Consider the following 26,230-nt stretch of genomic DNA (forward strand, 5'->3'; position numbering starts at 1 on the left):
CTGACACCCCGTCACACATAAACCCGGTGTTCTATAATTAAGTCATATTCCAGCAGATGTTAAATCCCTGATGCCTTACGCCATCCTGAGAGAACGTTTCTGAACTGATTTCGCAACTGCTCCTGCGCGCCAATGTCGCATCTGAGCAACGCTATGAAAATGAACCCCAGGGCGTGGTTTAACCGCTCCCGTATTACGACGAATGCTACCGGACGCGTCACGTTTCCGGCTAACGATCCCGCAGGTGAAAATAACCTGCGCTCAGAACTGTTTTCGACAGCTCAGATGGAGCGCTACGGCCAAAAACTGGCGCGTACCCATCGATTATCCCCAGACAAACTGCCTTATTACCTCCTGAAACGGCTCGGCAACAACGAGGCCGCAATCACGCAGAACTGCTACGAAATCAATGCGGGAAAAAAAACGAGCATCATGCCCGCCGGGGAGTGGCTGCTGGATAATTACTACCTGATTGAGGAACAAATCCGTATCGTTCGCCAGCACTTACCGAAAAGTTTCGGCAAGGGGCTTCCGTCGCTGATTTCGCCACAGCACTGTCCACGAATTTACGATATTGCTTCAGAGGCCATCGCCCATGGTGATGGCCGCTGGGACACTGCCAGCCTGACCAGCTATATCATGGCCTATCAGCAGGTGACCCCTCTGACATTAGGCGAAGTCTGGGCCTTACCGGGTATGTTGCGCCTGGCGCTGATTGAAAATCTTCGTCGTATCAGTATGGAAGTGGTAAAGGCGCAGCGAGAACGAAATCTGGCAGATACGTGGATAACACGGCTTTTCGAATGTGCAGAGAGTGCCCCGGCTGATTTAATCATGGTCGTTGCCGACATGGCGCGCTCCCGTCCTCCGTTGAGCAGTGCATTTGTCGCAGAGCTGGTACGGCGCCTGCAGGGGCATGGCAATGCGTTGTCGTTACCTCTGACCTGGGTTGACCAGTGCCTTGCCGAACAAGGTGTCACAACCGAAGCGCTGATTCATACCTTCAATCAACAGCTTGCTGCCAGCCAGCTTTCTGTCAGTAACAGCATCGCCGGGTTGCGTTTACTGAGCGAAACTAACTGGGCTGATTTCGCCGAGACGATAAGCGTCGTCGAACAGGCATTACGCCATGATCCTGCCGGTATCTATCCCGAAATGCACTTTGATACGCGGGATCATTACCGCCATGTGATTGAGATTCTGGCACGAGACAGTGGTTTCAGTGAGCCTGAGGTCGCCAGTCGGGTACTGGCTCTTACCGGGGAAAATGCTCCCGGCACGCCGGAGCATCATATTGGCTATTATCTGGTCGGCGAAGGACGTCAGCAGCTTGAAATTGATCTGTCGGCTGACACGTCAGCGCTCATTCGTCTGCGGCACAGTTTCAATCGCATATCTCTTCTGTCATGGCTGGGCAGCCTGGGCCTGTTGACCACGGCCGCAACGGCGGGGATATTGCACGAAACCGCACTACAGGGCGCGGACTGGCTGTTGATTGTTGTGGCATTGCCTTTGGTTATTGCTCTCAGCCAGTTAGTGAGCGATGTGCTGAGTGAAGCTACCACCCGTTTTCGGGTGCCACGTCCCTTGCCGAGGATGGATTTTTCAGCCGGTATTCCTGCAGACAGGGCAACGATGGTCGTGATCCCCTGCATGCTGACCAGTCACGAAAGCATCTGCAAACTCCTCACCAGTCTTGAAGTGTGCTGGCTGGGCAACCAGAACGAAAACCTCTGTTTCGCTCTGCTTACCGATTTTGCTGATGCCGAAAATGAACCTTCACTGGAAAACAGTTCCCTGCTCAGACAGGCGATCGCCGACACACAGGCGCTTAACCGGCGCTATCCATCCCGCCGTCCCCGCTTTTATCTGCTCCACCGGCAACCTGAATGGAACCCTGCCCAGGGAACCTGGATGGGCTATGAACGTAAGCGGGGAAAACTGGCGCTGTTGAACAGCTGGTTGCGCCAGCCTGCGGCGCAATTTGTCAGTGTGGCCGACCTGCCAGCGGAGCTTTTACCGGGTTACATTAAATATGTCATCACCTTGGACAGTGATACGGTTCTGCCACGCGATACGGTGCATAAACTGGTCGCGACGATGGCGCATCCGCTCAACAAACCCGAGTATGACCCGATACGCCGCAGGGTGATCAAAGGGTTCGGCATTCTGCAGCCAGGCCTGGCGGAGGAGATGCCCCGCAACGGCCAGGGGCGTTATGCCGCTATGCGCAGCAGCGCCCCGGGCAATAACCCCTATTCAATGATGTCGTCCGATATCTATCAGGATCTTTTTGGGGAAGGATCGTTCGTCGGCAAGGGGATTTATGATGTCGATATCTTTGTTGAGGCCACCGCCAACACTTGCCCCGAAAACCTGGTGCTCAGCCATGATTTACTCGAGGGGTGCTACGCGCGATCGGGGCTGTTAAGTGAGGTCTTACTCTACGAGCAGTATCCCAATAACTATCTTTCGGATGTCGCACGTCGTACACGCTGGATCCGGGGAGACTGGCAACTGTTGAACTGGTTAAAACCACGCGTCAGAAAAGCGGATGGAACCCAGGATAACAATCCCTTGTCCGCGCTCTCTTACTGGAAATTACTTGATAATCTGCGTCGCAGCCTGGTCGCACCCTCTTTACTGATGTTGCTCTTTTTCACCCTGCTGTGGGCGCCCAACACCTTTTACTGGCTTGGCGTGCTGGCGCTGATATGGCTATTGCCTGCCACACTCAGCATCACCTGTGACCTCCTGCATAAACCCCTTCGTCGCCCCCTGAAGCAGCATCTGTTGCGGGTCGCTACTGTAACGCTGAAGCGCCTGTCGGGTATCGGGCTGAATGTTGCCATACTCCCGCACGAAGCCGGATATTCGATCTATGCGATAGGCGTGACGCTATGGCGTATGGGGGTAAGCCACCGCAACCTGATTCAGTGGACCTGCCACGGCCCGGACAGCAATCCGGTCAGAATTTCGCCTGGTCGTTTTTATCAGGCGATGTGGCTGAACATCGTGGGTGGAGTGGCGCTCACGATGCTGACCGTACATTTTGCACCGCAACTGCTGGCGATCGCTTTGCCGATCACGATGCTATGGTGTCTGGCTCCCCTGTTGATGAGCTGGCTGAGCCGCCAGCCCGTGCGTAAGGCATTTGCGCCGAACCCGGAGCAAAAACAGCTGTTACGCCAGACCAGCCGCGAAATTTGGGCATTCTTTGAAACCTTTGTCACGGAGCATGAGAACTGGCTTCCGCCTGATAACTATCAGGAGATACCGAAACCAACGGTGGCTCATCGTACTTCCCCCACCAACATTGGCCTCTCCCTGATGGCCAACCTGACGGCCTGGGATTTTGGCTACCTGCCCGGCGGAGAGGTACTGCAGCGGGTGACGCTCACACTCGACACCCTGGATAAAATGGAACACTTTCGGGGTCATCTCTATAACTGGTATGACACCCGTACGCTGGCCCCGCTCAGCCCACGCTATGTTTCAAGCGTCGACAGCGGCAATATGGCCGGTCATTTACTGACCCTGCGTGAAGGGCTGTCCGCCATGCGACATCAGCCTGTTTTAAACCCCGAACAGGTGCTGGCCGGGCTGAACGATACGCTGGATATTCTGGAGAAACAGTGGGGCCAGAGTGCACCTGCCAGCCTTCGACTGCTGCGTAAACACTGTCTGAGCGCCGTGTCGCTGCGTCCGCCAGCGCTTTTCAGCGAGTTGAAAAAAATGCGGACCCAGTGCAACCATCTGACCGCGCAATGTCATCAGGAAAATCCCCTTCTGCTGCGCTGGACAAGGCATCTGGAGCATCAGCTGGTCCAGCTTTGCCACGAATGGTCACTCCTGCTCGGCTGGTTACCCCCCTCCTGGGATGAACAGACGCTGCCGACGCTGAGCTGGCTTGCCCGCGCGACCTTTACCGGGGAAGGGACCCCTCCGGCGTCTGTGTCGGCCCATGCACAAATGCGGCTGAAAATTATCACCGAGCTTGAACAGCGGCTGGATGAACATGCGCGGATGGATTTCGCCTTTCTGTACAGTGAAGCAACCAGTCTGCTCTGCGTCGGCTATAACTGCGACACGAATACGGCCGACAAGAGCCACTACGATCTTTTGCCATCGGAAATCCGCCTGACCAGTTTTCTCGCCATTGCGACCAATCAGTTGCCGCTGAAAAGCTGGTATGCGCTGGGGCGGCTGTTTACCACCATTGATAATGAAACTGCCCTGATGTCATGGAGCGGTTCGATGTTTGAATACCTGATGCCGAATCTGGTGATGCCCACCTTGCCCGGTAGTTTGCTTGATGAGATGAGTCAGTCTGCGGTGATGCGCCAGATACACTGGGGCAAAGAGCGCGGGGTACCCTGGGGGGTATCAGAATCGGGCTATCATGCTTTTGATGTGCAGCGAAATTATCAATATCAGGCATTTGGCGTGCCTGGCCTCGGACTGCGTCGGGGGCTTGCCGATGATATGGTCGTCGCACCCTACGCCACGCTGTTGGCGCTGTTGGTCGCGCCACAGAAAGCCTGTGAAAACCTGCTCAGATTGCAGAAAACTGGCGCCCACGGCGAATACGGTTTTTATGAAGCGCTGGACTATACCCCCTCACGCCTCGCAACCGGTCAACTCTTTGCGGTGGTGCAGTCCTGGATGGCGCATCATCAGGGTATGGCCTTTCAGGCGCTGGCCCACGTGCTGCTTAACGCCCCGATGACGGAGCGGTTCATGTCCAGTACCGTCTTCCGGTCCGCGAGTCTGCTGCTACAGGAGCGTGTGCCGGATTCGGTCGATCTCTACAGCCCGCGCCGACATTTTGAATCTCATGAGGGAAGGGTCAAACCCGTTCGCTATGAACCCCGTATTTTCAACGGGGTAGACACCCCGGCCCCGGAAATTCAGCTGTTATCCAACAGCCATTATCACCTGATGTTGACCACAGGAGGTGGGGGCTATAGCCGCTGGAACGATATTGCCCTTACGCGCTGGCGCAGTGATACCACCCGGGATAACTGGGGGGCATTCTGCTATATCCGTGATATGCAAACAGGCGAGGTATGGAGCAATACCTGGCAACCGACGGGCAACGCGACCGGACATGACGAGGAAGCCATATTTACCGATGCAGGCGCTGAATTCAGACGCCTCTTCGGGGCGCTCAGCGTTAAAACCCAGGTTGTGGTCTCACCGGAGGATGATATTGAACTGCGGCGGCTCACCCTGGTTCATCGGGGCCGCCTGCCGCGCGTGCTGGAACTGACGACCTATGCCGAAGTGGTCCTGGCGCCTGACGCCAGCGATCGGGCGCATCCCGCGTTCAGCAATTTGTTTATTCAGACTGAGCTTAATCCTGAGCGTGACGCCATTCTTTGCCACCGGCGCCCGCGCTCGCCCGAGGAACGGAGTCCCTGCCTGTTTCACATGATGGTGGTGCGCGGCGATCACGCCAGAAGCGTCTCGTTTGAAACGGACAGGGCGAAATTTCTTGGGCGCGGAAGAGGTCCTCAGGATGCTCTGGCGATTGGGGGAAGCGGGGCGCTCAGCAACACGTCAGGGTCCGTGCTGGATCCCATTCTGGCGATACGCCACGCTATCACTCTGCAGCCCGGCCAGCCGGTCACAATTGATATCGTTTATGGCATTAGCGAAAGTCGCCAGCAAAGTCTGGCGTTGCTGGAAAAGTATCGCGACTACCCTATCGCTGATCGCGTTTTTGAGCTGGCCTGGTCTCACAGTCTGGTGGTCTTACGCCAGATGAACGCCAGTGAAGATGATGCCACCTTGTTTAATCGTCTTGCCAGCGCAGTACTTTACCCCCGCCAGGAGTTGCGCGCAGAGAGCCAGATTATCAGCCGTAACCGACGCGGTCAGTCCGGTCTGTGGGGATGGGCGATTTCAGGGGATCTGCCGATAGTCCTGCTCAGCGTTACCAGTGAGGAGTGTATTGCCGACGTAACTACCCTCATTCAGGCACACCGGTACTGGCGGCTGAAAGGCCTGGAGGTGGACTTAGTGGTCCTTAATAACAGCCCCGGGGGTTACCAGCAGGGATTACAAAATCAGATTATGGATTTAATTTATGCCGGTTCCGAAGCCAGTCTGCTGGATAAAGCGGGCGGGCTTTTTATCCGTGTTGGTGAGCATCTCTCCGCCGAAGATAAGTTGCTTTTGATGAGCGTGGCCTGTCTTTATCTCGATGACCGTGCGGGCGGGCTTAATGAACAGCTTAATCAGCGTATTCATACGTTAAAACCGCCGGCGAGGGCATTCATTCCGCACAAGGTGCCGGAGAGTAATCAACATACAGACTGGTCACCCGATACCAGCCAGTTGCGCCATTTCAACGGGTACGGTGGATTTTCTCAGGACGGCCGGGAATATCAGATTGTCCTCAGAGAACGTGAGTTAACACCGGCTCCCTGGTCAAACGTACTGGCAAATGCCTGTTTCGGCAGCGTCATTTCGGAGGCGGGGCAGGCCTATAGCTGGTTTGAAAATGCCCATGAATTCAGGTTAACGCCGTGGGAAAACGATCCGGTGAGCGATCGAAGCGGTGAAGCGTTTTATCTGCGCGATGACGAGAGCGGTGAGTGCTGGTCACCGACCATCTTGCCTGTTCGCGGGAGGGGGGATTATCTGGCGCGCCATGGGTTTGGCTACAGTGTGTTTGCCCATCGTGAGAGCGGTATAGACAGCGAACTGACAGTGCTGGTTGCCGAAAAAGCGCCGGTTAAACTGGCGATCCTGACGCTGAGTAACAATTCGGGGCGCACACGCAAACTGTCCGTCACCGGTTATGTCGAGTGGACGCTCGGGGAATCACGAACCCGCTCCGCCCCCCACATCGTGACGCACGTGGCCAGTCTCCCCGGCGGTTGCGGTGTGATGGCGAACAACTTTTATGGTGATAACGGTAGCGGGCGGACTGCATTCTTTGCCGTCAGCGGGAGTGACAGTTCCCTGACGGGGGATCGCCGGGAGTTTATTGGCCGTAATGGTTCTCTGCAAACTCCCTCCGCCATGAAACTGCGCAAACTCTCGGGTAAAACAGGCGCCGGTCTCGATCCCTGCGCAGCGGTACAGTCAGCGGCCACGTTCATTGATGGTGACCAGAGGACGTTTATTTTTGTCCTTGGCGCAGATGAAACGCCTGCCCGGGCTCAGGAGACGCTTGTTCGCTATCTTAATGAGGAGACGGTCCGCCAGGAGCTGAACCAGGTTCACCACCACTGGCACAATGTGCTGGATAAAATCGTGGTCACTACCCCCGACACCAGCGTTGATTTACTGGTCAACGGCTGGCTGCTGTACCAGACGGTAGCCTGTCGCCTGATGGCTCGCAGCGGTTACTACCAGTCCGGCGGTGCAGTGGGTTTTCGCGATCAGTTGCAGGATACGCTGGCACTGTGCCATGCCGATCCGAACCGGATGCGCGACCAGATAGTGCTGTGTGCATCACGGCAATTTCTCGAAGGGGATGTACAACACTGGTGGCATCCTCCCCATGGCAACGGCGTACGCACAAGCTGTTCTGATGACTATCTCTGGCTGCCGCTCGCAGTTTGCCACTATGTGGAAACGACGGGAGACATCGACGTGCTGGACATGCGCATAGCCTATCTGGAAGGTCGTCCGCTCCAGCCTGGTGAAGAGTCTGTCTACGATACCCCTGTGATCAGTGATACCGAAGAGACGCTATGGTTACACTGCGTCAAAGCAATTCAGCATGGACTGAGGTTCGGGGTGCATGGTCTGCCGCTGATCGGGGCGGGTGACTGGAATGACGGCATGAACCGGGTCGGCATTGAAGGTAAAGGTGAAAGCGTCTGGCTGGGCTTTTTCCTGTATGACATTTTGCAGCGTTTTGCGGCGCTTGCGGAGCGCAGACGGGATGACAGTATCGCGTTGATGTGCCGTTCGCAGGCTCTGCGTCTGCAACAAAATCTCGACGCACACGCCTGGGATGGAGAATGGTTCCGTCGCGGCTATTTTGACGATGGTACGCCTCTGGGGTCGAAAGCCTCACAGGACTGCCGGATTGATGCGATCGCCCAAAGCTGGTCTGTACTGTCCGGCGCCGCCAGCCCGACCCGCAGCGCCCGGGCCATGCAGGCGATGGACAAGTACCTGGTCGATAATGAGGGTGGGCTGATTAAATTGCTCACCCCGCCTTTCGATGGGCACGGGCCAAATCCGGGTTACATTCAGGGATATCTGCCCGGTGTGCGGGAAAATGGGGGGCAGTATACGCATGGCGCCATCTGGGCCGTGATGGCCTTTGCCCGGATGGGGAACACCGCGCGCGCGTGGCAACTGTGGTCGCTAATCAACCCCATAAACCACACCCTGGATGCAGAAGGTGTGGCCATTTATAAAGCCGAGCCTTATGTCATGAGTGCTGATGTCTACAGCGTCGCGCCACATATCGGACGTGCCGGATGGAGCTGGTACACCGGTTCCGCAGGCTGGGCCTACCGACTTCTGACAGAGGAGTTACTGGGGATAACACGTTCCGGTACGCATTTTACCCTGCATGCGCGATTGCCGGAGGAGTGGCCGTCTTTTGCTATGACATATCAACATGGCGGAAGCCATTATCAGATTAGGGTTTCACGCGGTGACGAGGAGTATCAGGTCACACTGGACGGCGTCGTTCTGCCAGACGACAAAATTCCGCTGCTGAATGATGGACAAACCCATACCGTTGAAATTGTTCAGAACTGACACGGAAAAATCACGCGCATTAACGCCTGCCGTTTATGCGCTGATTGTCTCTGAGTACCTCAATTGCGGTCTGCATGGCGATTTTATTATCCCTTCTTTGTTGCTTGTTCTGCATCACCTGGAGGTACTCAAGCAACGTCCGGGTGTTAATCGGCCTGCCCTGTTTACCTACAGCCAGCACGGCTTCACCAAGGATAATTTTCACTGGCGGCAGTTGTGCCGGATACCAGTCAAGGGTGTCTTCTGATTTCATTATAAATTCCTTATGGGAATGTATTCTATCATAATTAACCTTTCCGATCTTCGGGTATCACATTCTGATTTAGTCATAAACCCACACAACATAGTCAAAGAGTTCTTGTGTAAAGGTCTATAATAAGTATTGCACAAACGGATTCTGGCATTTCAAAGAGTGACCGAGACATGTTGCCTGCACGTTGTCAGCGTGTTTAGGTTTCAGAGGTTGACTGCATCTTACGAGTAAATGACAACGAAACGATAAAGTGACAGTACCGTTGTGTTGTTGCCGTTATAAAGGTAAAACGCATGAAGTCAAAAAAAGTTGTCTTTATCGAAGGGGATATCATTTGTAGCCGCGTATCAGGAGAGACAGGTAACCCTTTCTGTATTCATATGATTCGATTCAAAAATGGCAAATATGCCATCATTCGGGCTGCTTCAGGGATATGTTTCAAACCCGGCGAAATTATTCAACGAGCCGACAGCGAATGGTTGTGTGGCTATGGAAAAATTCGTCTTCTTCCCTTTGAATATCTCAACGAAGAAGAGTCCAGAAGACAATTTATTGAATGTGATTAATATTTCATGAAGATTATGATTGTTGCATGCCACTCTTTTTTTGGGTATGTCGTATGGGTATCCGTCGCCTGTAAGTTTCAAATTTTAAAAAATACCGACTGGTTTCATTCGGATGAACCTAATCTCCGCTTCATGCCCTGAAATTTTCGACAGGCTTTTTAGGCTCGTTACTCCGGCTGCATTTTTCTGTTCCAGCCAAATGTGTCAGCGCAGGGTGCTAACCATTGCCGGATAGCGGTATTGCACGCCAGCGTCTGGGGGTCGAGCAGGCGTGCCCCGAAATTGGCGTGCCGCAGGAAGTTTACCTCTAAGCACTGCTCCAGTTGCCCAACCAGCAGGGGAAAATCCATAAGGCTGGGCAGTCGAGGCCACTTAATCAGCTTGCGGTAGCGCAGTTGCTCCGACTCGATGCGCAAGTCATCATTCGGGCGCCACTGAATGTTAAACAGCTTGTCATGACGCGACAGGTCCACCAACCAGTTCCCGTTGGATGGGATGCACAAATCCAGTTTCAGGCTTTCAGGCCTCAGCTTGTTGCGCTTATAAAACCAGTACTCGGGCGGTTCGTTGGTCAGGTCGACGGAACACCCACTGTATGACACCTCGGCGACACCGAAGCGGGCAAACCAGTCGGCGACGTCGGGGTGGGTAGAATGGTCGAACATAATTGGCATGCTCCTGAGAAAGCATCAGATAGAACAGCAGTTTACCGATCATAGCAGGCCAATCAAATCCCTTTTGCGGGCTATTTCGTGCCACCAGGCGGACAATGAAGGTACGCGCGCAGGCTTACCGGCGTTCCTCATATTTGCTGCGTTTATGCTGATAAAGCAATTCATCGGCTTTCAGCATCGCAACTTCCAGCGTATCTTTTGGTAGCAGCTGATATGCCCCCCAGGAAATAACTTTTCTGTTATACAGTCCCGTCATTACATCTGTCACATTATCCCTGGAAAGCGACTCCTGTCTGATTAACTGCTTACGGGCATAACGAAATATTAGCCAGGTTCCCGTGATGTAAAGCACTAATAACCATAAGTTGGCAATGATAATATAGATGGCATCCAGTTTAACATGGACGGTGTAGTTCCGGGTCAGTGTGTCTTCGTAGCTGAAAAAACCATACGAATGGATGTAGGGTTTATGGAAGAAAATACGCGCGCGGGTTTCATTATCAGTGACATATAAAGAGAGGAACTGCCATAAAAACGGGCGGTCGACCGTTTTAAACGAAACCACAAGATCGTTGATGTTACAAACCACGATTAAAATAATGGCACTGAAATACTTTTGTCTGAACAATAGGGATAACTCCCTGTCGTCACACACGGAAATAGCCGTTAGTAGAGCATCAAACAATCAATTTATTCTGGCCTGGTAAGCTACAGCTATTTACTGAGGGTCACCCTCCAGGGTTCGTAATAACGCTGCCAACCTACGATCCAGTTCCCCCAGCGACTCAGCCGAAATCCCCGACAGGATCTCCCTTTCGTTCTCGACGTGCTTGTCGACCGCACGGTCGATCAGCGCCAACCCCTCAGCCGTTAACTGCACCAGCATACTGCGTGCATCATTCGTGTTCGCCTGCCGACTGATTAACCCTCTCGATTCCAGACGTTTAAGGCGGTGCGTCATGGTGCCCGAGGTCACCATTAACGTGGAAAACAGTTCCGTTGGGCTCAGGCTGTAGGGCGCGCCCGCGCGGCGCAGCGTCGCCAGCATATCGAACTCCCACGTACAAAGTTCAAACGTCGCAAACGTGGATTCCAGCCGCTGTTCAAGCAGCGCGGCGCAGCGCTTTATGCGTCCAATCGGCCCCATCGGGCTGCAGTCCAGGTCAGGTCGTTCGCGCTGCCACTGGGCAAGAATGGCATCAACGGCATCATGGGACGGTTTAGTAGGATTGTTCATTTATCTTGACTTCAAGTTAATTGCTCGACAGACTGATTTTATCTTGAATTGAAGGTAAGTGCAAAATTATGGAATCGACATTTTCTCTTTCTTACTGGCGTGACGTGCTGCTGACGGCGCTGGCCCCGGCTATCTGGGGATCAACCTACATCGTGACAACGCAGCTTCTGCCGCCGGACAGGCCTTTTACGGCGGCGCTGATCCGCGTGCTTCCGGCCGGGATTTTGCTGCTGCTGCTCACGTTGCGCCTGCCTGCATACCGTGACCTCGGGCGACTGCTGATCCTTAGCGCACTTAATATTGGCGTGTTTCAGGCGCTGCTGTTTGTGGCGGCCTATCGCTTGCCCGGTGGTCTGGCCGCCGTGCTCGGGGCGATCCAGCCGCTTCTGGTGATGGTGCTGATCTGGACGGTCGACCGCCGCGCGCCGCACAAAATCACGCTGTGGGCCGCGCTGGTGGGGGTCGTCGGGATGGCAGTATTGCTGCTATCACCTCAGACCGTTTTTGAACCTGTCGGGATAGCGGCGGCGTTGCTGGGGGCTTGCTGCATGGCAACCGGGGTCTGGTTAACGCGTCGCTGGCAGATCGATATGCCGGTTATGGCGCTGACCGGCTGGCAACTGGTGTTGGGCGGATTGATGTTAGCGCCTGCTGTGTGGCTGTTCGACGCACCGCTTCCCACGCTCACCGCTTCACAATATGCCGCTTACACTTACCTCAGCCTGGCCGGGGCGTTTGTGGCGTACGGTCTGTGGTTTCGCGGCATCACTCGTCTGCCGGGTGTGGCGGTGGCGTCACTGGGATTACTCAGCCCGTTAACCGCCGTGCTGCTCGGCTGGATAATCCTGTCCCAGGCCCTCAGCAGCACCGCGTTTGTTGGGCTCGCCATCGTGCTGATCAGCGTTTTAGTTGTGCAGCGCACCTCAATGCGCGCGCGTTAACATGAGCCACGCTTCTTCTTCAGAAATCCCAGTCCTTATCTTCGGTCTCGACCGTTTTGCCCATGACGTACGAGGAGCCAGATCCGGAGAAAAAGTCGTGATTTTCATCGGCGTTCGGCGACAATGCTGCGAGGATCGCCGGGTTGACCTCGGCCATCTCCGGCGGGAACAGCGCCTCGTAGCCAAGGTTCATCAGCGCTTTGTTGGCGTTGTAGCAAAGGAAGGCTTTTACATCATCTTCCCAGCCCGTTCCGGCATACAGCTCGTCGGTGTAACTCAGCTCGTTGTCATACAAGTCCATCAGCAGATCGAGGGCAAAACCTTTCAGCGCCTCGCGCTCGGCTTCGCTGACTTTCTCGAGCCCTTTCTGGTACTTATAGCCGATGTAGTACCCATGCACCGCTTCATCGCGGATGATCAGACGGATCAGGTCGGCGGTGTTGGTCAGCTTGCCCCGGCTCGACATGTACATCGGCAGCCAGAAGCCGGAGTAGAACAGGAACGATTCCAGAAACACACTGGCGATTTTCTTCTTTAACGGCTCATCGGCGCGATAATGCTCCAGCACCCGCACGGCTTTGCGCTGCAGGGAAGGGCTCTCTTCACTCCAGAGATAGGCCGCATCCACATCCTGCGTCTGGCACAAGGTGGAAAAAATCGAGCTGTACGAGCGGGCGTGTACCGCCTCCATAAAGCTGATATTGGACATTACCGCCTCTTCGTGCGGCGTCAGGGCATCGGCCATCAGCGCCGGAGCGCCGACGGTATTTTGCACCGTGTCGAGCAGGGTCAGGCCGGTAAATACCCGGATGGTCAGCTGCTGTTCGGCGTGGCTCAGGGCCTGCCACGCCGGGATGTCATTCGACAGGGGCACTTTCTCCGGCAGCCAGAAGTTGCTGGTCAGACGGTTCCAGACCTCCAGGTCTTTATCATCCTCAATCTTGTTCCAGTTAACGGCACGGACGAGCGACGGTTGCATCTTTTCTCCTTACAGCGCGCAGGACACGCAGCCTTCTGTTTCTGTGCCTTCCAGCGCAAGCTGACGCAGGCGAATGTAGTACAGGGTCTTGATCCCTTTCTTCCAGGCGTAAATCTGCGCCCGGTTGATGTCGCGGGTGGTGGCGGTATCCGGGAAGAACAGCGTCAGCGACAGACCCTGGTCGACATGTCTGGTTGCCTCGGCGTAGGTATCGATAATTTTTTCCGGGCCGATCTCATAGGCATCCTGATACAGGGCCAGGTTCTCGTTGGTCATAAACGGGGCAGGGTAGTAAACGCGCCCGGTTTTGCCCTCTTTGCGGATCTCGATTTTCGAGACGATAGGGTGAATGCTCGAGGTGGCGTGGTTGATGTACGAGATCGATCCGGTGGGCGGCACCGCCTGTAAATTCTGGTTATAGATGCCGTGCTGCATCACGTCGTCACGCAGCTGCTGCCACATGGCACGCGTCGGCAGGCTGACGCCGGCGCGGGCGAACAGGGCGCGCACTTTCTCGGTTTTCGGCTGCCAGTCGCTTTCCAGATATTGATTAAAATAGGCCCCGCTGGCATAGCGCGACTGGTCAAAGCCCGCGAAGCGCTGGCCTCGCTCGCGCGCCAGCATCATCGAGGTATGCAGCGCATGCCAGGTGATGGTGTAGAAATAGAGGTTGGTGAAGTCCAGCCCCTCCGGGCTGCCGTAGGCAATGCCTTCTCGCGCCAGATAGCCGTGCAGGTTCATCTGCCCCAGCCCGATGGCGTGCGAGGCGGCGTTCCCGGCTTCCACCGAGGGTACGCTGCGGATGTGGCTCATGTCCGATACCGCCGACAGGCCGCGCACGGCGGTTTCGACGGTGCGGCCAAAGTCCGGTGAATCCATGGTGTGGGCAATGTTCAGCGAGCCGAGGTTACAGGAGATGTCCTTGCCGATTGCCGCGTAGTCGAGGTTCTCGTCATAGGTTGAGGCGCTGTTGACCTGCAAAATCTCCGAGCACAGGTTGCTCATGTTGATCCGCCCGGCAATCGGGTTGGCACGGTTTACCGTGTCTTCATACATGATGTACGGATAGCCAGACTCAAACTGGATCTCCGCCAGCCGCTGAAAGAAGTCCCGGGCGTTAAGCCAGGTTTTACGGATGCGCGCGTCGGCCACCAGCGCCTCATACAGCTCGCTAATCGCCACGTCGCCAAACGGCTTGCCGTAAATGCGCTCCACGTCATAGGGCGAGAACAGCGCCATCTCGGCGTTCTCTTTGGCCAGCCGGAAGGTGACATCCGGGATCACCACCCCCAGCGACAGGGTTTTGATGCGGATCTTCTCGTCGGCGTTTTCACGTTTGGTATCGAGAAAGCGCATGATGTCCGGGTGATGGGCGTGCAGATACACCGCCCCGGCCCCCTGACGGGCACCGAGCTGGTTGGCGTATGAGAAGGCATCTTCCAGCATTTTCATCACCGGGATCACCCCGGAGGACTGGTTCTCAATCCGTTTGATCGGCGCACCGGCTTCGCGCAGGTTGGAGAGCAAAAACGCCACGCCGCCGCCGCGTTTGGAGAGCTGCAGCGCCGAGTTCACGGCGCGGCCAATCGACTCCATATTGTCTTCGATGCGCAGCAGGAAGCAGGAGACCAGCTCCCCGCGCTGGGCTTTGCCGCAGTTGAGGAAGGTGGGCGTCGCGGGCTGAAAACGTCCGGCCAGCATCTCGTCGGTCAGCTGGCGGGCGAGAGTCTCATCCCCCTGCGCCAGGGTCAGGGCTACCATCACCACCCGGTCTTCAAAGTGTTCCAGGTAACGCTTGCCGTCGAAGGTTTTCAGCGTGTAGCTGGTGTAAAACTTCCACGCACCGAGGAAGGTCTGGAAACGAAAACCGCTGGCGTGGGCGTGGGCAAACAGGCTCAGCACAAAGTCGCCGTCGAAGCGCGACAGCACCCGGGCGTCGTAATAGCTCTCGCTGACCAGATAGTCGAGACGCGCCTGCGGGCTGGCAAAGGTCACGCTGTTGGGATAGACGTGGGCGGTAAAAAAGGCATCTACCGCCTCGTGGTCTTTAGCAAACTGGATGCGCCCCTCGCGATCGTACAGGTTGAGCATGGCGTTGAGGGCATGGAAATCCATCGATGCCTGCATCACGCGCTCTGCGGTTGTCGTTGCCAAAATTCGTTCACTCCTTTACGCACGTTGTCGACGTCCTGTTGGGTCCCCATCAGCTCGAAGCGATAGAGGTACGGCACGCCGCATTTCTGCGAAATAACATCCCCGGCGCGGCAGAATGCCTCGCCGAAATTACGGTTCCCGGCGGCAATCACGCCGCGGATGAGCGCCCGGTTATGTGGGTCGTTGAGAAAGCGGATCGCCTGACGCGGCACCGCCCCGGCCGTTCCGCCGCCGCCATAGCTGGGCACCACCAGAATAAAGGGCTCGTCTACCTGAATGCGTTCCCGCTCGTTCAGCGGGATCCGCACGGCGGGCAGTCCGACGCGGCCGATAAAGCGGTGCGTATTTTCGGAGCTGCTGGAGAAGTAGACGATCAGGCTCATGCGTGCGCGGCCTGCGCCTGAAGGCGGTTAATCATGTCCGGACGAAACCCCGACCAGCTGGTTTCACCGGCCATCACCACGGGTAACTGACGAAAACCCTGCGCCCGCAGCGTCTCGGCGGCGTCCGGCTCCAGGTCAACGTTGACCATCTCAAAAGCCACGCCACGGCTCTCCATCGCGCGTTTGGTGGCATGGCACTGCACGCAGTCATTACGAGTGTAAATAATAATACGCATGATTCGTATTTCCATTTAGAATGAGGATCCGGCGCGATTAAACGCGTCGATTTGGGTCTGTGCTTATAGAGAGAATACTAGATGTAGATATCTTAAGTTTCAACCATACAATATATGGGAAATTTGGGTTGACTGAGGCCTGGTCAGGTATGATGCGGGATGGCGAGGTTTTGAAGGCGAAAACTAAGAAGAAAAAGAAAAAAGCATGCCAAACTTACAGCGGGCACCTATGTCCGGCTGTAAATCGCTGAGGTGTTTCCTGAGGTCGGGGCGAGGCGCAGGGATGCGCGGAGAGGGCGGATTTACAGGGATGTTTCCCCTCCCCCAGGAGGAGAGGGGACCGTTCGTGCAAAGGTCATTACTTACGCATACTCAGCAGCGCACCAATAAATATCCCCACAGCCGCTACCGTCCCCACGGCGCACAATGGTCGCTCGCGGATAAACGTATTCGCACAACCTATCGCATCACACGCCGCTTGCTTAGCTTGTGAACGCCCCTGCATCCGCGCACGCGTCTCGCGCAGCAGCGACTTAGCCTTACGTCTGGCGTCCTCAGCTTCGCCCTTCGCATCCGAACCCCAGGATTTCAGTACAGATTCCAGCGTGTCCGCTAATTTACTGACATCGTTACGAATATCCTGAACGTCGTTATCTACATCGTTTTTATTAAGTCGATTAAACATACGGTGCTCCCTTGATTTGCGGTAATACTCAGTTTAGACCAGCTTTTTAATCTCTGAAGCGAGTCACGACTTATCAGGGCGTTTATGGATTTATCTGAAAGCCCTGCTATTGCTGAATACGTTAAGGTTGCCCCGCAGGAATGATAACGAGGATTAAATATGTATTTACGACCCGATGAAGTGGCGCGTGAACTTGAAAAAGCGGGATTTACCGTGGATGTGGTAACCCATAAAGCCTACGGCTACCGTCGCGGGGATAATTACGTTTACGTCAACCGGGAAGCCCGGTTGGGGCGCATGGCGCTGATTATTCATCCCACGCTGAAAGACCGCAGTATTTCCTACGCGGAACCGGCGTCAGAGATGAAAACCAGCGACCACTATCAGCAGTTCCCGCTCTACTTGGGCGGATTAGGCGGTGAGACGCATCAACATTATGGCATCCCGCACGGTTTTAGCTCCCGCATGGCGCTGGAGCGTTTTCTGACAGGCCTGTTTGGCGAATCGCAGTAATCACGCGACTGGCTACTTGTGCCAGTCCGCGCCCTACGCTTTGACCTGATGATACTGGCTGACTTTGAACAGTCGGCGACAGTAGTCGAGGAAATACCCATACACCGCGCCCATCAGCATTGAGACCACGATGTTGGAACTCACCGCTGCGGCGATCTGGTGCCAGTCCGCGCCCACCGTCAGCAAAATCGCCACGTACACCGGCGACTGAAACGTGACATACGCCAGAATATCCGCCAGATTTTTCATCCAGCCTGCCGGGCTGTAGCGCCGGGCCAGGCGCATGATCGCGTCGCGGTAAAAGCCGTAAGGCCAGGCAATCAGGATATTCACCGGTACGGCCACCAGTCGCGAAGAGAGCGACTGCTCAAAGGACATGCCGGAGAGGAAGATTTCAATCAGCATGTTCACCACCGAACAGTAGACCACCATCGCGAAGGTATCCGCGACCGCGTGGCGCAGGCGAGACTGCCGTGAAAACATGTCCTGACTCCTTGAGTGAAATGGTGGGGTAGTGCATTAATTTGCTTAATTTTTCACGCATAGAGTATATCGCTGGATTGAAACGCACAATTAGCGATAAATTTTTATTTAAGCGCAGTTTGTCCACGAAATACTCCGCACGAAGCGGTTTTGCTTCCCGGGCGTTATTTTGTCTCTGATGTTTGGTTTTTTCTTTGTTAAACAGTGGGATATGCGGAGGGGTAAAACAGGGGGTTTACAGAGCGGGCGGATGTTTCCGCCCGAGATTCTTAGCAGACGCCAAATTCACCGTCTTCTTTATACAGCGAAACATCAGCTGCTTTCAGGGTGTATTTGTCGCCCTGCTCATTACTGGCTTGCACCGCCACAATCTGATCCTCATGCACTTCGATGACTTTCAGTTTTGGTCCGCCCATACGCGGCTGCACAAGATCGCCTACAGAAAACATAGTTACCTCCTTCGGGTTGTTGTGCTCTTAACATAGCCCAGGCGTGGGTTGGGGTACAGCGTCAGGGGGCAGACTACTCCTGAATCGCTACAATCAACCTGTGTAAAGAGGGTAAAGGAGGGTAAAAGCGGGCGTAAAGGGTGGCATGCCTGCGTAAACTCACTACGCTTAAAGTATAAAACCTCTTTTTATACAATGACCTGACTGCTTGCATGGAGAATATATGGGCTTCTGGCGTATCGTAATCACTATTCTGTTACCCCCTCTTGGCGTGCTGATGGGCAAAGGCTTTGGCTGGGCGTTTATCCTCAACATCGTCCTGACGCTTCTGGGCTACATTCCCGGCCTTATCCACGCGTTCTGGGTACAGAGCCGCAGCTAAGCCCGCCACAGTAAATCCTGATAAATGCCGGTCAGCACGCCCTGCGGGGCAAACTGCTGTTTGATCCAGCGGGTGACCTGACCGGTCGCCGCATGCTGCGTGGCGAGCAGCATGCGCGAGTCCTGGCGGGTGTTATTGATCCGTCTCGTCACCAGCAATCCCTTTTCAACTGCCTCGCGCGCCATATGCTCCGGTAAAAAACCGATCCCCTCGCCCAAAATCTGACACTGGCACTTGGTATTGAAATCCGGAACCAGGATCGCCTCCTGGCCGTGCAGCAGCCAGCCGACTTTCTTATTGATGGTGTGGGCGGTGTCTTCCACCATGATGTTGGGGTACAGCCGCAGCTGGCTCTCGGCCAGCGGCTCCGGGGCCAGCGCCAGCGGATGGTCCGGGGCGATGGCAAACACCCAGCGGATGGCACCAATCTCCGTGTAATCAATGCCGCCGCCATCCAGCAGCGTGTCCGGGGCGCCAATCGCAATGTTCGCCTGATTATTGATGATCGAATCCCAGACCCCGTTATACACCTCGGTGGTTACGGTTATCTGGCAGGTAGGGAACTGCTTTTTCATCACCTGCAGCAGACGAGCGGTGTGGCGTGGGGTGTAGAGCAGCTGGTTGATGCAGATCCGCACCCGCGTCTCGATCCCCTGCGAGATGGTGTCGATCCCGCGCTTGATGGCGTGAAAGTCATTCAGCAGGTCAATGGCTTTACGGTAGAAGTAGAAGCCCGATTCGGTCAGTTCGATGCTGCGGGTATTGCGCACAAACAGCACCACGTCGAGGCCGGTCTCCATCCGTTTGATGGTGTAACTGATGGCTGAGGTGGTCACCCCCAGCTCCCCGGCGGCTTTGCTGAAGCTGCCAAAACGCGCCGCGGTGGTGAAAGCCAGCAGATTCTCTTCGGTAAAGATGGAATTCATATTACGGCTCCTGGTAGTCATCAGTTTTGAACATATTTTAACAGCGCGGTTACAACGCATTTGAAGCCGGTCACAGTTCTGCATATTTGTGGCGAGCCGCGCAGCGCAAGGCCTGCGCAGCCATAAGCATAATGCAGTTTAGCGGCCTAAAACGCGGTTAAACATAAGGAAAAGGTTGCACAGACGCACATTTTGGCTGAACTGTTAAATTTAACTCAACAATGAAACTCCTGTCGATGAATCCTTTTTAAGCGGATTCTTTTCTGACCAGGCGGTTGCTATGCTCAGTCCATCAGGAAGGAAAACCAGGAGTGTGGATATGTCTACCAATGAACTCGTTACTGAATTTCTGTTTGCTGCTGAACAGGGTGATACCGACGCGCTAAAAGCCTGTCTCGATAAAGGGGTGGATATCAACGCCACCAACCGCCAGAAAAGAACCGCCATTATTATTGCCAGCCTGAATAAACAGTACCCTTGCGTGGAACTGCTGATTGCCGCTGGGGCCAATATCGACCAGCAGGATCAGACCTGTTTCAATCCGTTCTTAATCAGCTGCCTGACCAACGATCTGACGCTATTGCGCCTGGTGTTGCCCGCCAACCCGGATCTGGATCGCCTGACGCGCTTTGGCGGCGTGGGCATTACCCCTGCCAGCGAAAAAGGCCATCTCGAAGTGGTGCAGGCGCTGCTGACCCACACCGACATTAACGTCAACCACACCAACTTTGTCGGCTGGACGCCGCTGCTGGAAGCCATCGTCTTAAATGACGGCGGTGCCCGCCAGCAGGAGATTGTGAAGCTGCTGCTGGACCACGGCGCCAACCCGCACATGACCGACAAATACGGCAAATCCCCGCTCGAACTGGCCCGTGAAAAAGGCTTCAACGAGATTGCTGATCTGCTGATCGCCGCAGGCGCGTAATACCCCCGGCCAGCCGATTCGCACTGGCCGGAAATAACAAAAAGTCTGTTTTCCCATCATGCCTTCGGGCGTGATGTGGCCCCCTTTTGCCCGCATCCAGGAGGACGTAATGCCCACCAAAATCGTGATAAAAAAGAATACCTATTTTGATTCAGTTTCGCTGATGTCAGTCTCCACCAAAGCCAATAAATTGCCCGGCGTGGAGCAGGCATTTGTCGCCATGGCGACAGAAATGAACAAAGGCGTGCTGAAAAATCTCGGTCTGCTGACCCCGGAATTAGCCGAGGCCAAAAATGGCGACCTGATGATCGTTATTAAAGGCGAAGCCGCCAACGACGAAACCCTGGCCGCCATCGAGGCGCTGTTCACCCGCAAAGAGAGCGCGGGCAGCCACGAATCACGCTATGCCACCCTCGCCAGCGCCAAAACCCATCGCCCGGACAGCAATCTTGCGGTGATTTCGGTCAACGGCACCTTTGCCGCCCGGGAGGCGCGTCAGGCGCTGGAAAACGACCTCAACGTGATGCTGTTTTCCGATAACGTGTCGCTGGATGACGAACTGGCGCTCAAGCAGCTGGCGCACGAGAAAGGGCTGCTGATGATGGGCCCGGACTGCGGCACCGCCATTATTAACGGCGCAGGCCTGTGCTTCGCCAACGCGGTACGTCGTGGACCGATTGGCATCGTCGGCGCGTCCGGCACCGGCAGCCAGGAGCTGAGCGCACGTATTCATGAATTCGGCGGCGGCATCTCCCAGCTGATCGGCACCGGCGGTCGCGATCTGAGCGAGAAAATCGGCGGGCTGATGATGCTCGACGCCATCGCGATGCTGGAGGCCGACGACGCCACCCAGGCGATTGTGCTGATCTCCAAACCGCCAGCCCCGGCAGTGGCCGAGAAAGTGCTGGCCCGCGCCCGCACCTGCCGCAAACCGGTAATCGCTTGTTTCTTAGGCCGCAACCCGCAGCCTGCTGATGAAGACGGCCTGCAGTTTGCCCGCGGTACCAAAGAGGCGGCGCTGAAGGCGGTGCTGCTCACCGGCATCAAAAAAGAGTCGCTGGATCTGCATCCGCTCAACTGGCCGCTGATCGAAGAGGTGCGTGCCCGCCTGACTCCGCAGCAGAAGTATATCCGCGGCCTGTTCTGCGGCGGCACCCTGTGCGATGAAGCGATGTTCGCGGCGCTGGAGAAATTCGACGACGTCTACAGCAACATCCAGCCGGATCCAACCAGACGCTTAGCCGACATCAACGTCAGCCAGGCGCACACTTTCCTCGACTTTGGCGATGACGATTTCACCAACGGCAAACCGCACCCGATGATCGACCCGACCAACCGCATCAGCCGCCTGCTGCAGGAGGCACGCGACCCACAAGTGGGGGTGATCGTGATGGACTTCGTGCTCGGGTTCGGCTCACACGAAGATCCGGTCGGGGTGATGATCGACGCCATTAAAGAAGCGCAGGCCATCGCGAAGGCCGACAAGCGTCCGCTGGAAATTCTCGGCTACGTACTCGGCACCGATCTGGATACGCCGTCGCTCAGCCAGCAGTGCCAGCTGCTGACCGATGCAGGCGTGATCTGGGCCAGCAGCAGTACCAATACCGGATTACTGGCACGTGAATTTGTCTGCAAAGGGGAGAAAGCCTGATGAAATCGTTATTTAACCAGCCGCTGAACGTCATTAACGTCGGGATTGCCCTGTTCAGCGATGACCTGAAAAAACAGCACGTGCCGGTGACCCATCTCGACTGGACCCCGCCGGGGCAGGGCAATATGCAGGTGGTGGAGGCGCTGGATCAGCTGGCCGCCAAACCGCTGGCCGAGAAAATTGCCGCCGCTAACAAAGTGGCGCTGGAGCGCATTATCCAGTCGCATCCGGTGCTGGTGGGCTTCGATCAGGCCATCAACGTGGTGCCGGGCATGACCCGCACCACCATCCTGCACGCCGGTCCGCCTGTCGCATGGGAGAACATGTGTGGGGCGATGAAAGGGGCGGTGACCGGGGCGCTGGTGTTTGAAGGTTTAGCCAACGATCTGGACGACGCGGCGCGGCTGGCGGCCTCCGGCGACATCACCTTCTCGCCGTGCCACGAGCACGACTGCGTAGGTTCGATGGCGGGGGTCACGTCGGCGTCGATGTTTATGCACATCGTCGAGAACAAAACCTACGGTAACCGGGCGTTCACCAACCTCAGCGAGCAGATGGCGAAGATCCTGCGCATGGGCGCCAACGACCAGAGCGTGATCGACCGTCTGAACTGGATGCGTGACGTGCTCGGCCCGATGCTGCGCGACGCCATGAAAATCATCGGCGAAATCGACCTGCGCCTGATGCTGGCTCAGGCGCTGCACATGGGCGACGAGTGCCATAACCGTAACAACGCGGGCACCACGCTGCTGATTCAGGCGTTAACCCCTGGGCTGATCCAGGCCGGGTACCCGGTAGAGCAGCAGCGACAGGTGTTTGAGTTTGTCGCCAGCAGCGACTACTTCTCCGGCCCGACGTGGATGGCGATGTGTAAAGCCGCGCTGGATGCCGCCCACGGCATCGAGTACAGCACCGTGGTCACCACCATGGCGCGCAACGGCTACGAGTTCGGCCTTAGGATCTCCGGCCTGCCGGGGCAGTGGTTTACCGGCCCGGCGCAGCAGGTGATTGGCCCGATGTTCGCGGGCTACCGACCGGAAGACTCCGGGCTGGATATCGGCGACAGCGCGATCACTGAAACCTACGGCATCGGCGGCTTTGCGATGGCGACGGCCCCGGCAATTGTGGCGCTGGTGGGCGGCACGGTGGACGAAGCTGTCGACTTCTCGCGCCAGATGCGTGAAATCACCCTCGGCGAAAACCCGAACGTCACCATTCCGCTGCTGTCGTTTATGGGCATCCCGACCGCTATCGATATCACCAAAGTGGCGGGCAGCGGCATTCTGCCGGTGATCAATACCGCCATCGCCCACAAAGACGCCGGGATCGGCATGATTGGCGCGGGCATTGTCCATCCGCCGTTTAGCTGTTTTGAAAAGGCGCTGTTGACCTTCCGCGATCGCTACTTTTTATAAGGTAAGCATTCATGAAAAGCATGAAACTGGAGTGGAAAAGAGGTGACTGGGCGGCGTACTTCGGGTTGATGACCAACAACCTGACGAATCTGCTGACCATGATGGGGTTGCTCATTTTTGTCGTCGGCATCCCGAAAGAGATTGTGTATGGACGTATTGCGCCGGCCTTCGGGCTGGCGGTGCTGGTGGCGAGCGTCTGCTACGCGTGGTTTGGCCTGCAGATGGCGCGCCAGACCGGGCGTAACGACGTCACCGCGCTGCCGTCCGGGCCGAGCGCGCCGTCAATTTTTACCGTGACCTTCCTGGTGCTGATGCCAGTGTATCAGCAAACCGGCGATGCGGACTTTGCGATCCAGATTGGCCTGGTGTGGTGCTTCGTTGAAGCGATGATCCTCGCGGGCGGTTCGTTCCTCGGCGAGACCATCCGCAAGATGATCCCGCGTACCGTGCTGCTGTCGTGCCTGTCCGGTCTGGGTCTGCTGCTGCTGGCGATGAACCCGATGCTGCAGGCGTTCGAAGCGCCGACCGTGTCGTTTATCGTCCTGCTGCTGATCTTCATCAACTGGTTTGGCAAAAAGCCGATCTTCGCCCGCATCCCGACCGGCCTGCTGCTGCTGATCGCCGGGACCCTGCTTGCGTGGATCTCCGGTCTGCAGAGCCCGGACGCCATCAAAGCCTCGATGTCGTCGTTCGGCTTTAACCCGCCGGAAGTGCACATCGACAGCTTTATGCAGGGTCTGCCGCACGCGCTGCCGTACCTCGCATCTGCCGTTCCGCTGGGGCTGGCGAACTACATCTTTGACCTGGAAAACATCGAAAGCGCCCACGCGGCAGGGGATGAATATCCGACGCGCAAAGTGATGCTGGCCAACGGCCTGGCATCGATGCTCGGCTGCCTGATGGGTAACCCGTTCCCGGTCACAGTGTACGTTGGCCACGCGGGCTGGAAAGCGATGGGGGCCAGCATCGGCTATACGCTGGCCTCCGGCGTCACCATGTTTATCGTGCCGCTGTTCGGGCTCGGGGCCTTTATGCTCGCCATTATCCCGATGACCGCCATCGTGCCGATCCTGGTATTTATCGGGGTAGTGACCGCCAACCAGGTAGTGAGGGAAACGCCCAAAATAGAGGTACCCGTCATCTTTATCTGTCTGTTCCCGTGGATCGCCAACTGGGCGCTCACCATGATGAACAGCGTGATGGCGGCGGCGGGTACCAACGCGGGAAAAATCGGTCTCGATGTGCTGCACAGCAAAGGCATCTACTACGAGGGCTTGATGCACCTGGGTAACGGCGCACCGCTCGCCAGTATGCTGTGGGGCTGCATCGCCATCTTCTCGATCATCAACAAACCGTTACGTGGCGCTATCGCTGCGGCCACGGGGGCACTGCTGGCGCTGTTCGGCGTGATCCACGCTCCGGTGGTCGGTTTTGCCGAAGGCAGCTCGCTCACCTTCGTGACGGCCTACCTGATGATGGGCGGCATGTTTGTACTTAAGCATGTACTGGATAGCCGTGAAGAGGCGCGGGCAGGAGCGCCGGTTTCTGAAGCTTAAAAGCGCAAACCTTACCCCTCACCCCAGCCCTCTCCCCATAGGGGAGAGGGTGTAATCGTTCCCTCTCCCCTATGGGGAGAGGGTTAGGGTGAGGGGGCTGACCGCACCATTGCAAAGGAATTCTCATGAAAGAACTCATGGTCGTCGCCATCGGCGGCAACAGCATTATCAAAGATAACGCCAGCCAGTCGATTGAACATCAGGCCCAGGCGGTGAAAGCGGTCGCGGAATCGGTGCTCGAAATGCTGGCCTCCGACTACGATATCGTGCTCACCCACGGCAATGGCCCGCAGGTGGGGCTGGATCTGCGTCGCGCCGAGATCGCTCACGAGCGCGAAGGGCTGCCGCTGACCCCGCTGGCCAACTGCGTGGCGGATACGCAGGGCGGGATCGGCTATCTGATCCAGCAGGCGTTAAACAATAAGCTGGCCGCGCGCGGCGAGCAGAAAGCGGTGACGGTGGTAACCCAGGTCGAAGTGGACAAAAACGATCCGGGCTTCGCCCAACCGACCAAGCCCATCGGCGCGTTCTTTAGCGAAGCCCAGCGCGATGAACTGCAACGCGCCCATCCGGACTGGCACTTTGTTGAAGATGCCGGCCGCGGGTACCGTCGCGTGGTGGCCTCACCGCAGCCGGTGCGTATCGTCGAAGCCGACGCCATTAAAGCGCTGACCCAAAAAGGCTTTGTGGTGATTGGCGCGGGCGGCGGCGGCATCCCGGTGGTGCGCAGCGCCGAAGGGGATTACCAGAGCGTGGATGCGGTGATCGACAAAGATCTCTCCACCGCACTGCTGGCGCGAGAGATCAATGCCAACGTGCTGGTGATCACCACCGGCGTGGAGAAAGTGTGCGTTAACTTCGGCAAGCCGAATCAGCAGGCGCTGGACACCGTCAACGTGGCGCAGATGACGCGCTATGTGGAAGAGGGGCATTTCCCGGCGGGCAGCATGCTGCCAAAAATTGCCGCCAGCCTCGAATTCTTACACTACGGCGGTAGCCGGGTGATCATCACCTCGCCAGAGTGCCTGCCTGCGGCGCTGCGCGGTGAAACCGGCACCCATATTGTGAATGCATAAGTAAAAAGGA

Annotated in this window: 22 protein-coding genes; 10 read left to right on the plus strand and 12 right to left on the minus strand. The window is 56.4% G+C overall.

Features of this window, described 5'->3' with window-relative positions; translation table 11 throughout:
* The first annotated feature begins 153 nt into the window (after positions 1 to 153).
* A complete protein-coding gene (locus M8014_RS07675) occupies positions 154 to 8,736 on the plus strand; it encodes a GH36-type glycosyl hydrolase domain-containing protein (protein ID WP_271281930.1) in 8,583 nt (2,860 codons plus the stop codon).
* Between the two features lie 19 nt (positions 8,737 to 8,755).
* Here the strand turns inward: M8014_RS07675 and M8014_RS07680 are convergent, their stop codons facing one another.
* The gene (locus M8014_RS07680) at positions 8,756 to 8,989 is read right to left on the minus strand and encodes a hypothetical protein (protein ID WP_271281931.1); all 234 of its coding nucleotides are present in this window, start codon (positions 8,987 to 8,989) and stop codon (positions 8,756 to 8,758) included.
* Between the two features lie 293 nt (positions 8,990 to 9,282).
* Between M8014_RS07680 and M8014_RS07685 the strand changes: the two genes are divergently transcribed.
* The gene (locus M8014_RS07685; protein WP_271281932.1) at positions 9,283 to 9,555 is read left to right on the plus strand and encodes a hypothetical protein; all 273 of its coding nucleotides are present in this window, start codon (positions 9,283 to 9,285) and stop codon (positions 9,553 to 9,555) included.
* 167 nt (positions 9,556 to 9,722) lie between these two features.
* On the opposite strand, the gene M8014_RS07690 is transcribed toward M8014_RS07685, so the two are convergent.
* The 3 genes from M8014_RS07690 to M8014_RS07700 form a co-directional block, all read right to left on the minus strand.
* Entirely contained in the window at positions 9,723 to 10,220 is a 498-nt protein-coding gene (locus tag M8014_RS07690; protein WP_271281933.1) for a hypothetical protein, read from the minus strand.
* A gap of 124 nt (positions 10,221 to 10,344) precedes the next feature.
* Positions 10,345 to 10,857: a GAPES1 domain-containing protein gene (locus M8014_RS07695; RefSeq protein ID WP_271281934.1), complete on the minus strand. Its 513-nt coding sequence runs from the start codon at positions 10,855 to 10,857 to the stop codon at positions 10,345 to 10,347.
* A 90-nt stretch (positions 10,858 to 10,947) separates the two neighbouring features.
* On the minus strand, positions 10,948 to 11,466 hold the full coding sequence (locus M8014_RS07700; protein ID WP_271281935.1) for a MarR family winged helix-turn-helix transcriptional regulator: 519 nt from the start codon (positions 11,464 to 11,466) through the stop codon (positions 10,948 to 10,950).
* 68 nt (positions 11,467 to 11,534) lie between these two features.
* On the opposite strand from M8014_RS07700, the gene M8014_RS07705 reads away from it, so the two are divergent.
* Positions 11,535 to 12,407, plus strand: a complete 873-nt coding sequence (locus M8014_RS07705; protein ID WP_271281936.1) for an EamA family transporter — start codon at positions 11,535 to 11,537, stop codon at positions 12,405 to 12,407.
* A 19-nt stretch (positions 12,408 to 12,426) separates the two neighbouring features.
* On the opposite strand, the gene nrdF is transcribed toward M8014_RS07705, so the two are convergent.
* From nrdF to M8014_RS07730, 5 genes are all read right to left on the minus strand, one after another.
* Positions 12,427 to 13,386: a class 1b ribonucleoside-diphosphate reductase subunit beta gene (nrdF, locus tag M8014_RS07710; RefSeq protein ID WP_271281937.1), complete on the minus strand. Its 960-nt coding sequence runs from the start codon at positions 13,384 to 13,386 to the stop codon at positions 12,427 to 12,429.
* A gap of 9 nt (positions 13,387 to 13,395) precedes the next feature.
* Complete coding sequence (gene nrdE, locus M8014_RS07715; RefSeq protein ID WP_271281938.1) at positions 13,396 to 15,540, minus strand: class 1b ribonucleoside-diphosphate reductase subunit alpha; 2,145 nt, start codon at positions 15,538 to 15,540, stop codon at positions 13,396 to 13,398.
* Positions 15,513 to 15,923, minus strand: coding sequence for a class Ib ribonucleoside-diphosphate reductase assembly flavoprotein NrdI (gene nrdI / locus M8014_RS07720; protein WP_271281939.1), 411 nt, complete (start codon positions 15,921 to 15,923; stop codon positions 15,513 to 15,515). The genes nrdE and nrdI overlap by 28 nt, the downstream gene beginning before the upstream one ends.
* Positions 15,920 to 16,159 carry a glutaredoxin-like protein NrdH gene (gene nrdH, locus M8014_RS07725; protein WP_271281940.1) on the minus strand — a complete coding sequence of 80 codons (240 nt, stop codon included), beginning with the start codon at positions 16,157 to 16,159 and terminating at the stop codon, positions 15,920 to 15,922. The genes nrdI and nrdH overlap by 4 nt, the downstream gene beginning before the upstream one ends.
* Positions 16,160 to 16,517: 358 nt before the next feature.
* Positions 16,518 to 16,844: an ElaB/YgaM/YqjD family protein gene (locus M8014_RS07730; RefSeq protein ID WP_271281941.1), complete on the minus strand. Its 327-nt coding sequence runs from the start codon at positions 16,842 to 16,844 to the stop codon at positions 16,518 to 16,520.
* 159 nt (positions 16,845 to 17,003) lie between these two features.
* Between M8014_RS07730 and M8014_RS07735 the strand changes: the two genes are divergently transcribed.
* Positions 17,004 to 17,357 (plus strand): DUF2002 family protein, encoded by a 354-nt coding sequence (locus M8014_RS07735; RefSeq protein ID WP_271281942.1) that lies wholly within the window; start codon positions 17,004 to 17,006, stop codon positions 17,355 to 17,357.
* A gap of 33 nt (positions 17,358 to 17,390) precedes the next feature.
* Here M8014_RS07735 and alaE read toward each other — a convergent pair whose 3' ends face one another.
* Positions 17,391 to 17,840, minus strand: coding sequence for an L-alanine exporter AlaE (alaE, locus tag M8014_RS07740; protein WP_271267368.1), 450 nt, complete (start codon positions 17,838 to 17,840; stop codon positions 17,391 to 17,393).
* Between the two features lie 269 nt (positions 17,841 to 18,109).
* On the minus strand, positions 18,110 to 18,289 hold the full coding sequence (locus M8014_RS07745) for a hypothetical protein (protein ID WP_271281943.1): 180 nt from the start codon (positions 18,287 to 18,289) through the stop codon (positions 18,110 to 18,112).
* Positions 18,290 to 18,512: 223 nt separating this feature from the next.
* On the opposite strand from M8014_RS07745, the gene M8014_RS07750 reads away from it, so the two are divergent.
* Positions 18,513 to 18,671, plus strand: coding sequence for a YqaE/Pmp3 family membrane protein (locus M8014_RS07750; RefSeq protein ID WP_271281944.1), 159 nt, complete (start codon positions 18,513 to 18,515; stop codon positions 18,669 to 18,671).
* Here the strand turns inward: M8014_RS07750 and M8014_RS07755 are convergent.
* Entirely contained in the window at positions 18,668 to 19,597 is a 930-nt protein-coding gene (locus tag M8014_RS07755; protein ID WP_271281945.1) for a LysR substrate-binding domain-containing protein, read from the minus strand. The genes M8014_RS07750 and M8014_RS07755 overlap by 4 nt on opposite strands.
* 319 nt (positions 19,598 to 19,916) lie before the next feature.
* Between M8014_RS07755 and M8014_RS07760 the strand changes: the two genes are divergently transcribed.
* From M8014_RS07760 to M8014_RS07780, 5 genes are all read left to right on the plus strand, one after another.
* Complete coding sequence (locus M8014_RS07760) at positions 19,917 to 20,522, plus strand: ankyrin repeat domain-containing protein (protein WP_271281946.1); 606 nt, start codon at positions 19,917 to 19,919, stop codon at positions 20,520 to 20,522.
* Positions 20,523 to 20,631: 109 nt separating this feature from the next.
* Positions 20,632 to 22,173, plus strand: a complete 1,542-nt coding sequence (gene fdrA / locus M8014_RS07765; RefSeq protein WP_271281947.1) for an acyl-CoA synthetase FdrA — start codon at positions 20,632 to 20,634, stop codon at positions 22,171 to 22,173.
* Positions 22,170 to 23,588 carry a YlbE family protein gene (locus tag M8014_RS07770; RefSeq protein ID WP_271282038.1) on the plus strand — a complete coding sequence of 473 codons (1,419 nt, stop codon included), beginning with the start codon at positions 22,170 to 22,172 and terminating at the stop codon, positions 23,586 to 23,588. Before fdrA ends, M8014_RS07770 begins: the two co-directional genes overlap by 4 nt.
* Before the next feature lie 11 nt (positions 23,589 to 23,599).
* The gene (locus M8014_RS07775) at positions 23,600 to 25,144 is read left to right on the plus strand and encodes a xanthine permease (RefSeq protein WP_271281948.1); all 1,545 of its coding nucleotides are present in this window, start codon (positions 23,600 to 23,602) and stop codon (positions 25,142 to 25,144) included.
* 125 nt (positions 25,145 to 25,269) lie between these two features.
* Complete coding sequence (locus M8014_RS07780; protein WP_271281949.1) at positions 25,270 to 26,220, plus strand: carbamate kinase family protein; 951 nt, start codon at positions 25,270 to 25,272, stop codon at positions 26,218 to 26,220.
* Positions 26,221 to 26,230 lie beyond the last annotated feature (10 nt).

The organism is Silvania hatchlandensis, assembly GCF_025564065.1.
Classification (GTDB): domain Bacteria; phylum Pseudomonadota; class Gammaproteobacteria; order Enterobacterales; family Enterobacteriaceae; genus Enterobacter; species Enterobacter hatchlandensis.

Coding starts and splice junctions, on each gene's coding strand:
- M8014_RS07675 (WP_271281930.1), top strand. CDS start 154: ATGAAAATGAACCCCAGGGCGTGGTTTAACCGCTCCCGTATTACGACG.
- M8014_RS07680 (WP_271281931.1), bottom strand. CDS start 8,989: ATGAAATCAGAAGACACCCTTGACTGGTATCCGGCACAACTGCCGCCA.
- M8014_RS07685 (WP_271281932.1), top strand. CDS start 9,283: ATGAAGTCAAAAAAAGTTGTCTTTATCGAAGGGGATATCATTTGTAGC.
- M8014_RS07690 (WP_271281933.1), bottom strand. CDS start 10,220: ATGTTCGACCATTCTACCCACCCCGACGTCGCCGACTGGTTTGCCCGC.
- M8014_RS07700 (WP_271281935.1), bottom strand. CDS start 11,466: ATGAACAATCCTACTAAACCGTCCCATGATGCCGTTGATGCCATTCTT.
- M8014_RS07705 (WP_271281936.1), top strand. CDS start 11,535: ATGGAATCGACATTTTCTCTTTCTTACTGGCGTGACGTGCTGCTGACG.
- nrdF (WP_271281937.1), bottom strand. CDS start 13,386: ATGCAACCGTCGCTCGTCCGTGCCGTTAACTGGAACAAGATTGAGGAT.
- nrdI (WP_271281939.1), bottom strand. CDS start 15,923: ATGAGCCTGATCGTCTACTTCTCCAGCAGCTCCGAAAATACGCACCGC.
- nrdH (WP_271281940.1), bottom strand. CDS start 16,159: ATGCGTATTATTATTTACACTCGTAATGACTGCGTGCAGTGCCATGCC.
- M8014_RS07730 (WP_271281941.1), bottom strand. CDS start 16,844: ATGTTTAATCGACTTAATAAAAACGATGTAGATAACGACGTTCAGGAT.
- M8014_RS07735 (WP_271281942.1), top strand. CDS start 17,004: ATGTATTTACGACCCGATGAAGTGGCGCGTGAACTTGAAAAAGCGGGA.
- alaE (WP_271267368.1), bottom strand. CDS start 17,840: ATGTTTTCACGGCAGTCTCGCCTGCGCCACGCGGTCGCGGATACCTTC.
- M8014_RS07745 (WP_271281943.1), bottom strand. CDS start 18,289: ATGTTTTCTGTAGGCGATCTTGTGCAGCCGCGTATGGGCGGACCAAAA.
- M8014_RS07750 (WP_271281944.1), top strand. CDS start 18,513: ATGGGCTTCTGGCGTATCGTAATCACTATTCTGTTACCCCCTCTTGGC.
- M8014_RS07755 (WP_271281945.1), bottom strand. CDS start 19,597: ATGAATTCCATCTTTACCGAAGAGAATCTGCTGGCTTTCACCACCGCG.
- M8014_RS07760 (WP_271281946.1), top strand. CDS start 19,917: ATGTCTACCAATGAACTCGTTACTGAATTTCTGTTTGCTGCTGAACAG.
- fdrA (WP_271281947.1), top strand. CDS start 20,632: ATGCCCACCAAAATCGTGATAAAAAAGAATACCTATTTTGATTCAGTT.
- M8014_RS07775 (WP_271281948.1), top strand. CDS start 23,600: ATGAAAAGCATGAAACTGGAGTGGAAAAGAGGTGACTGGGCGGCGTAC.
- M8014_RS07780 (WP_271281949.1), top strand. CDS start 25,270: ATGAAAGAACTCATGGTCGTCGCCATCGGCGGCAACAGCATTATCAAA.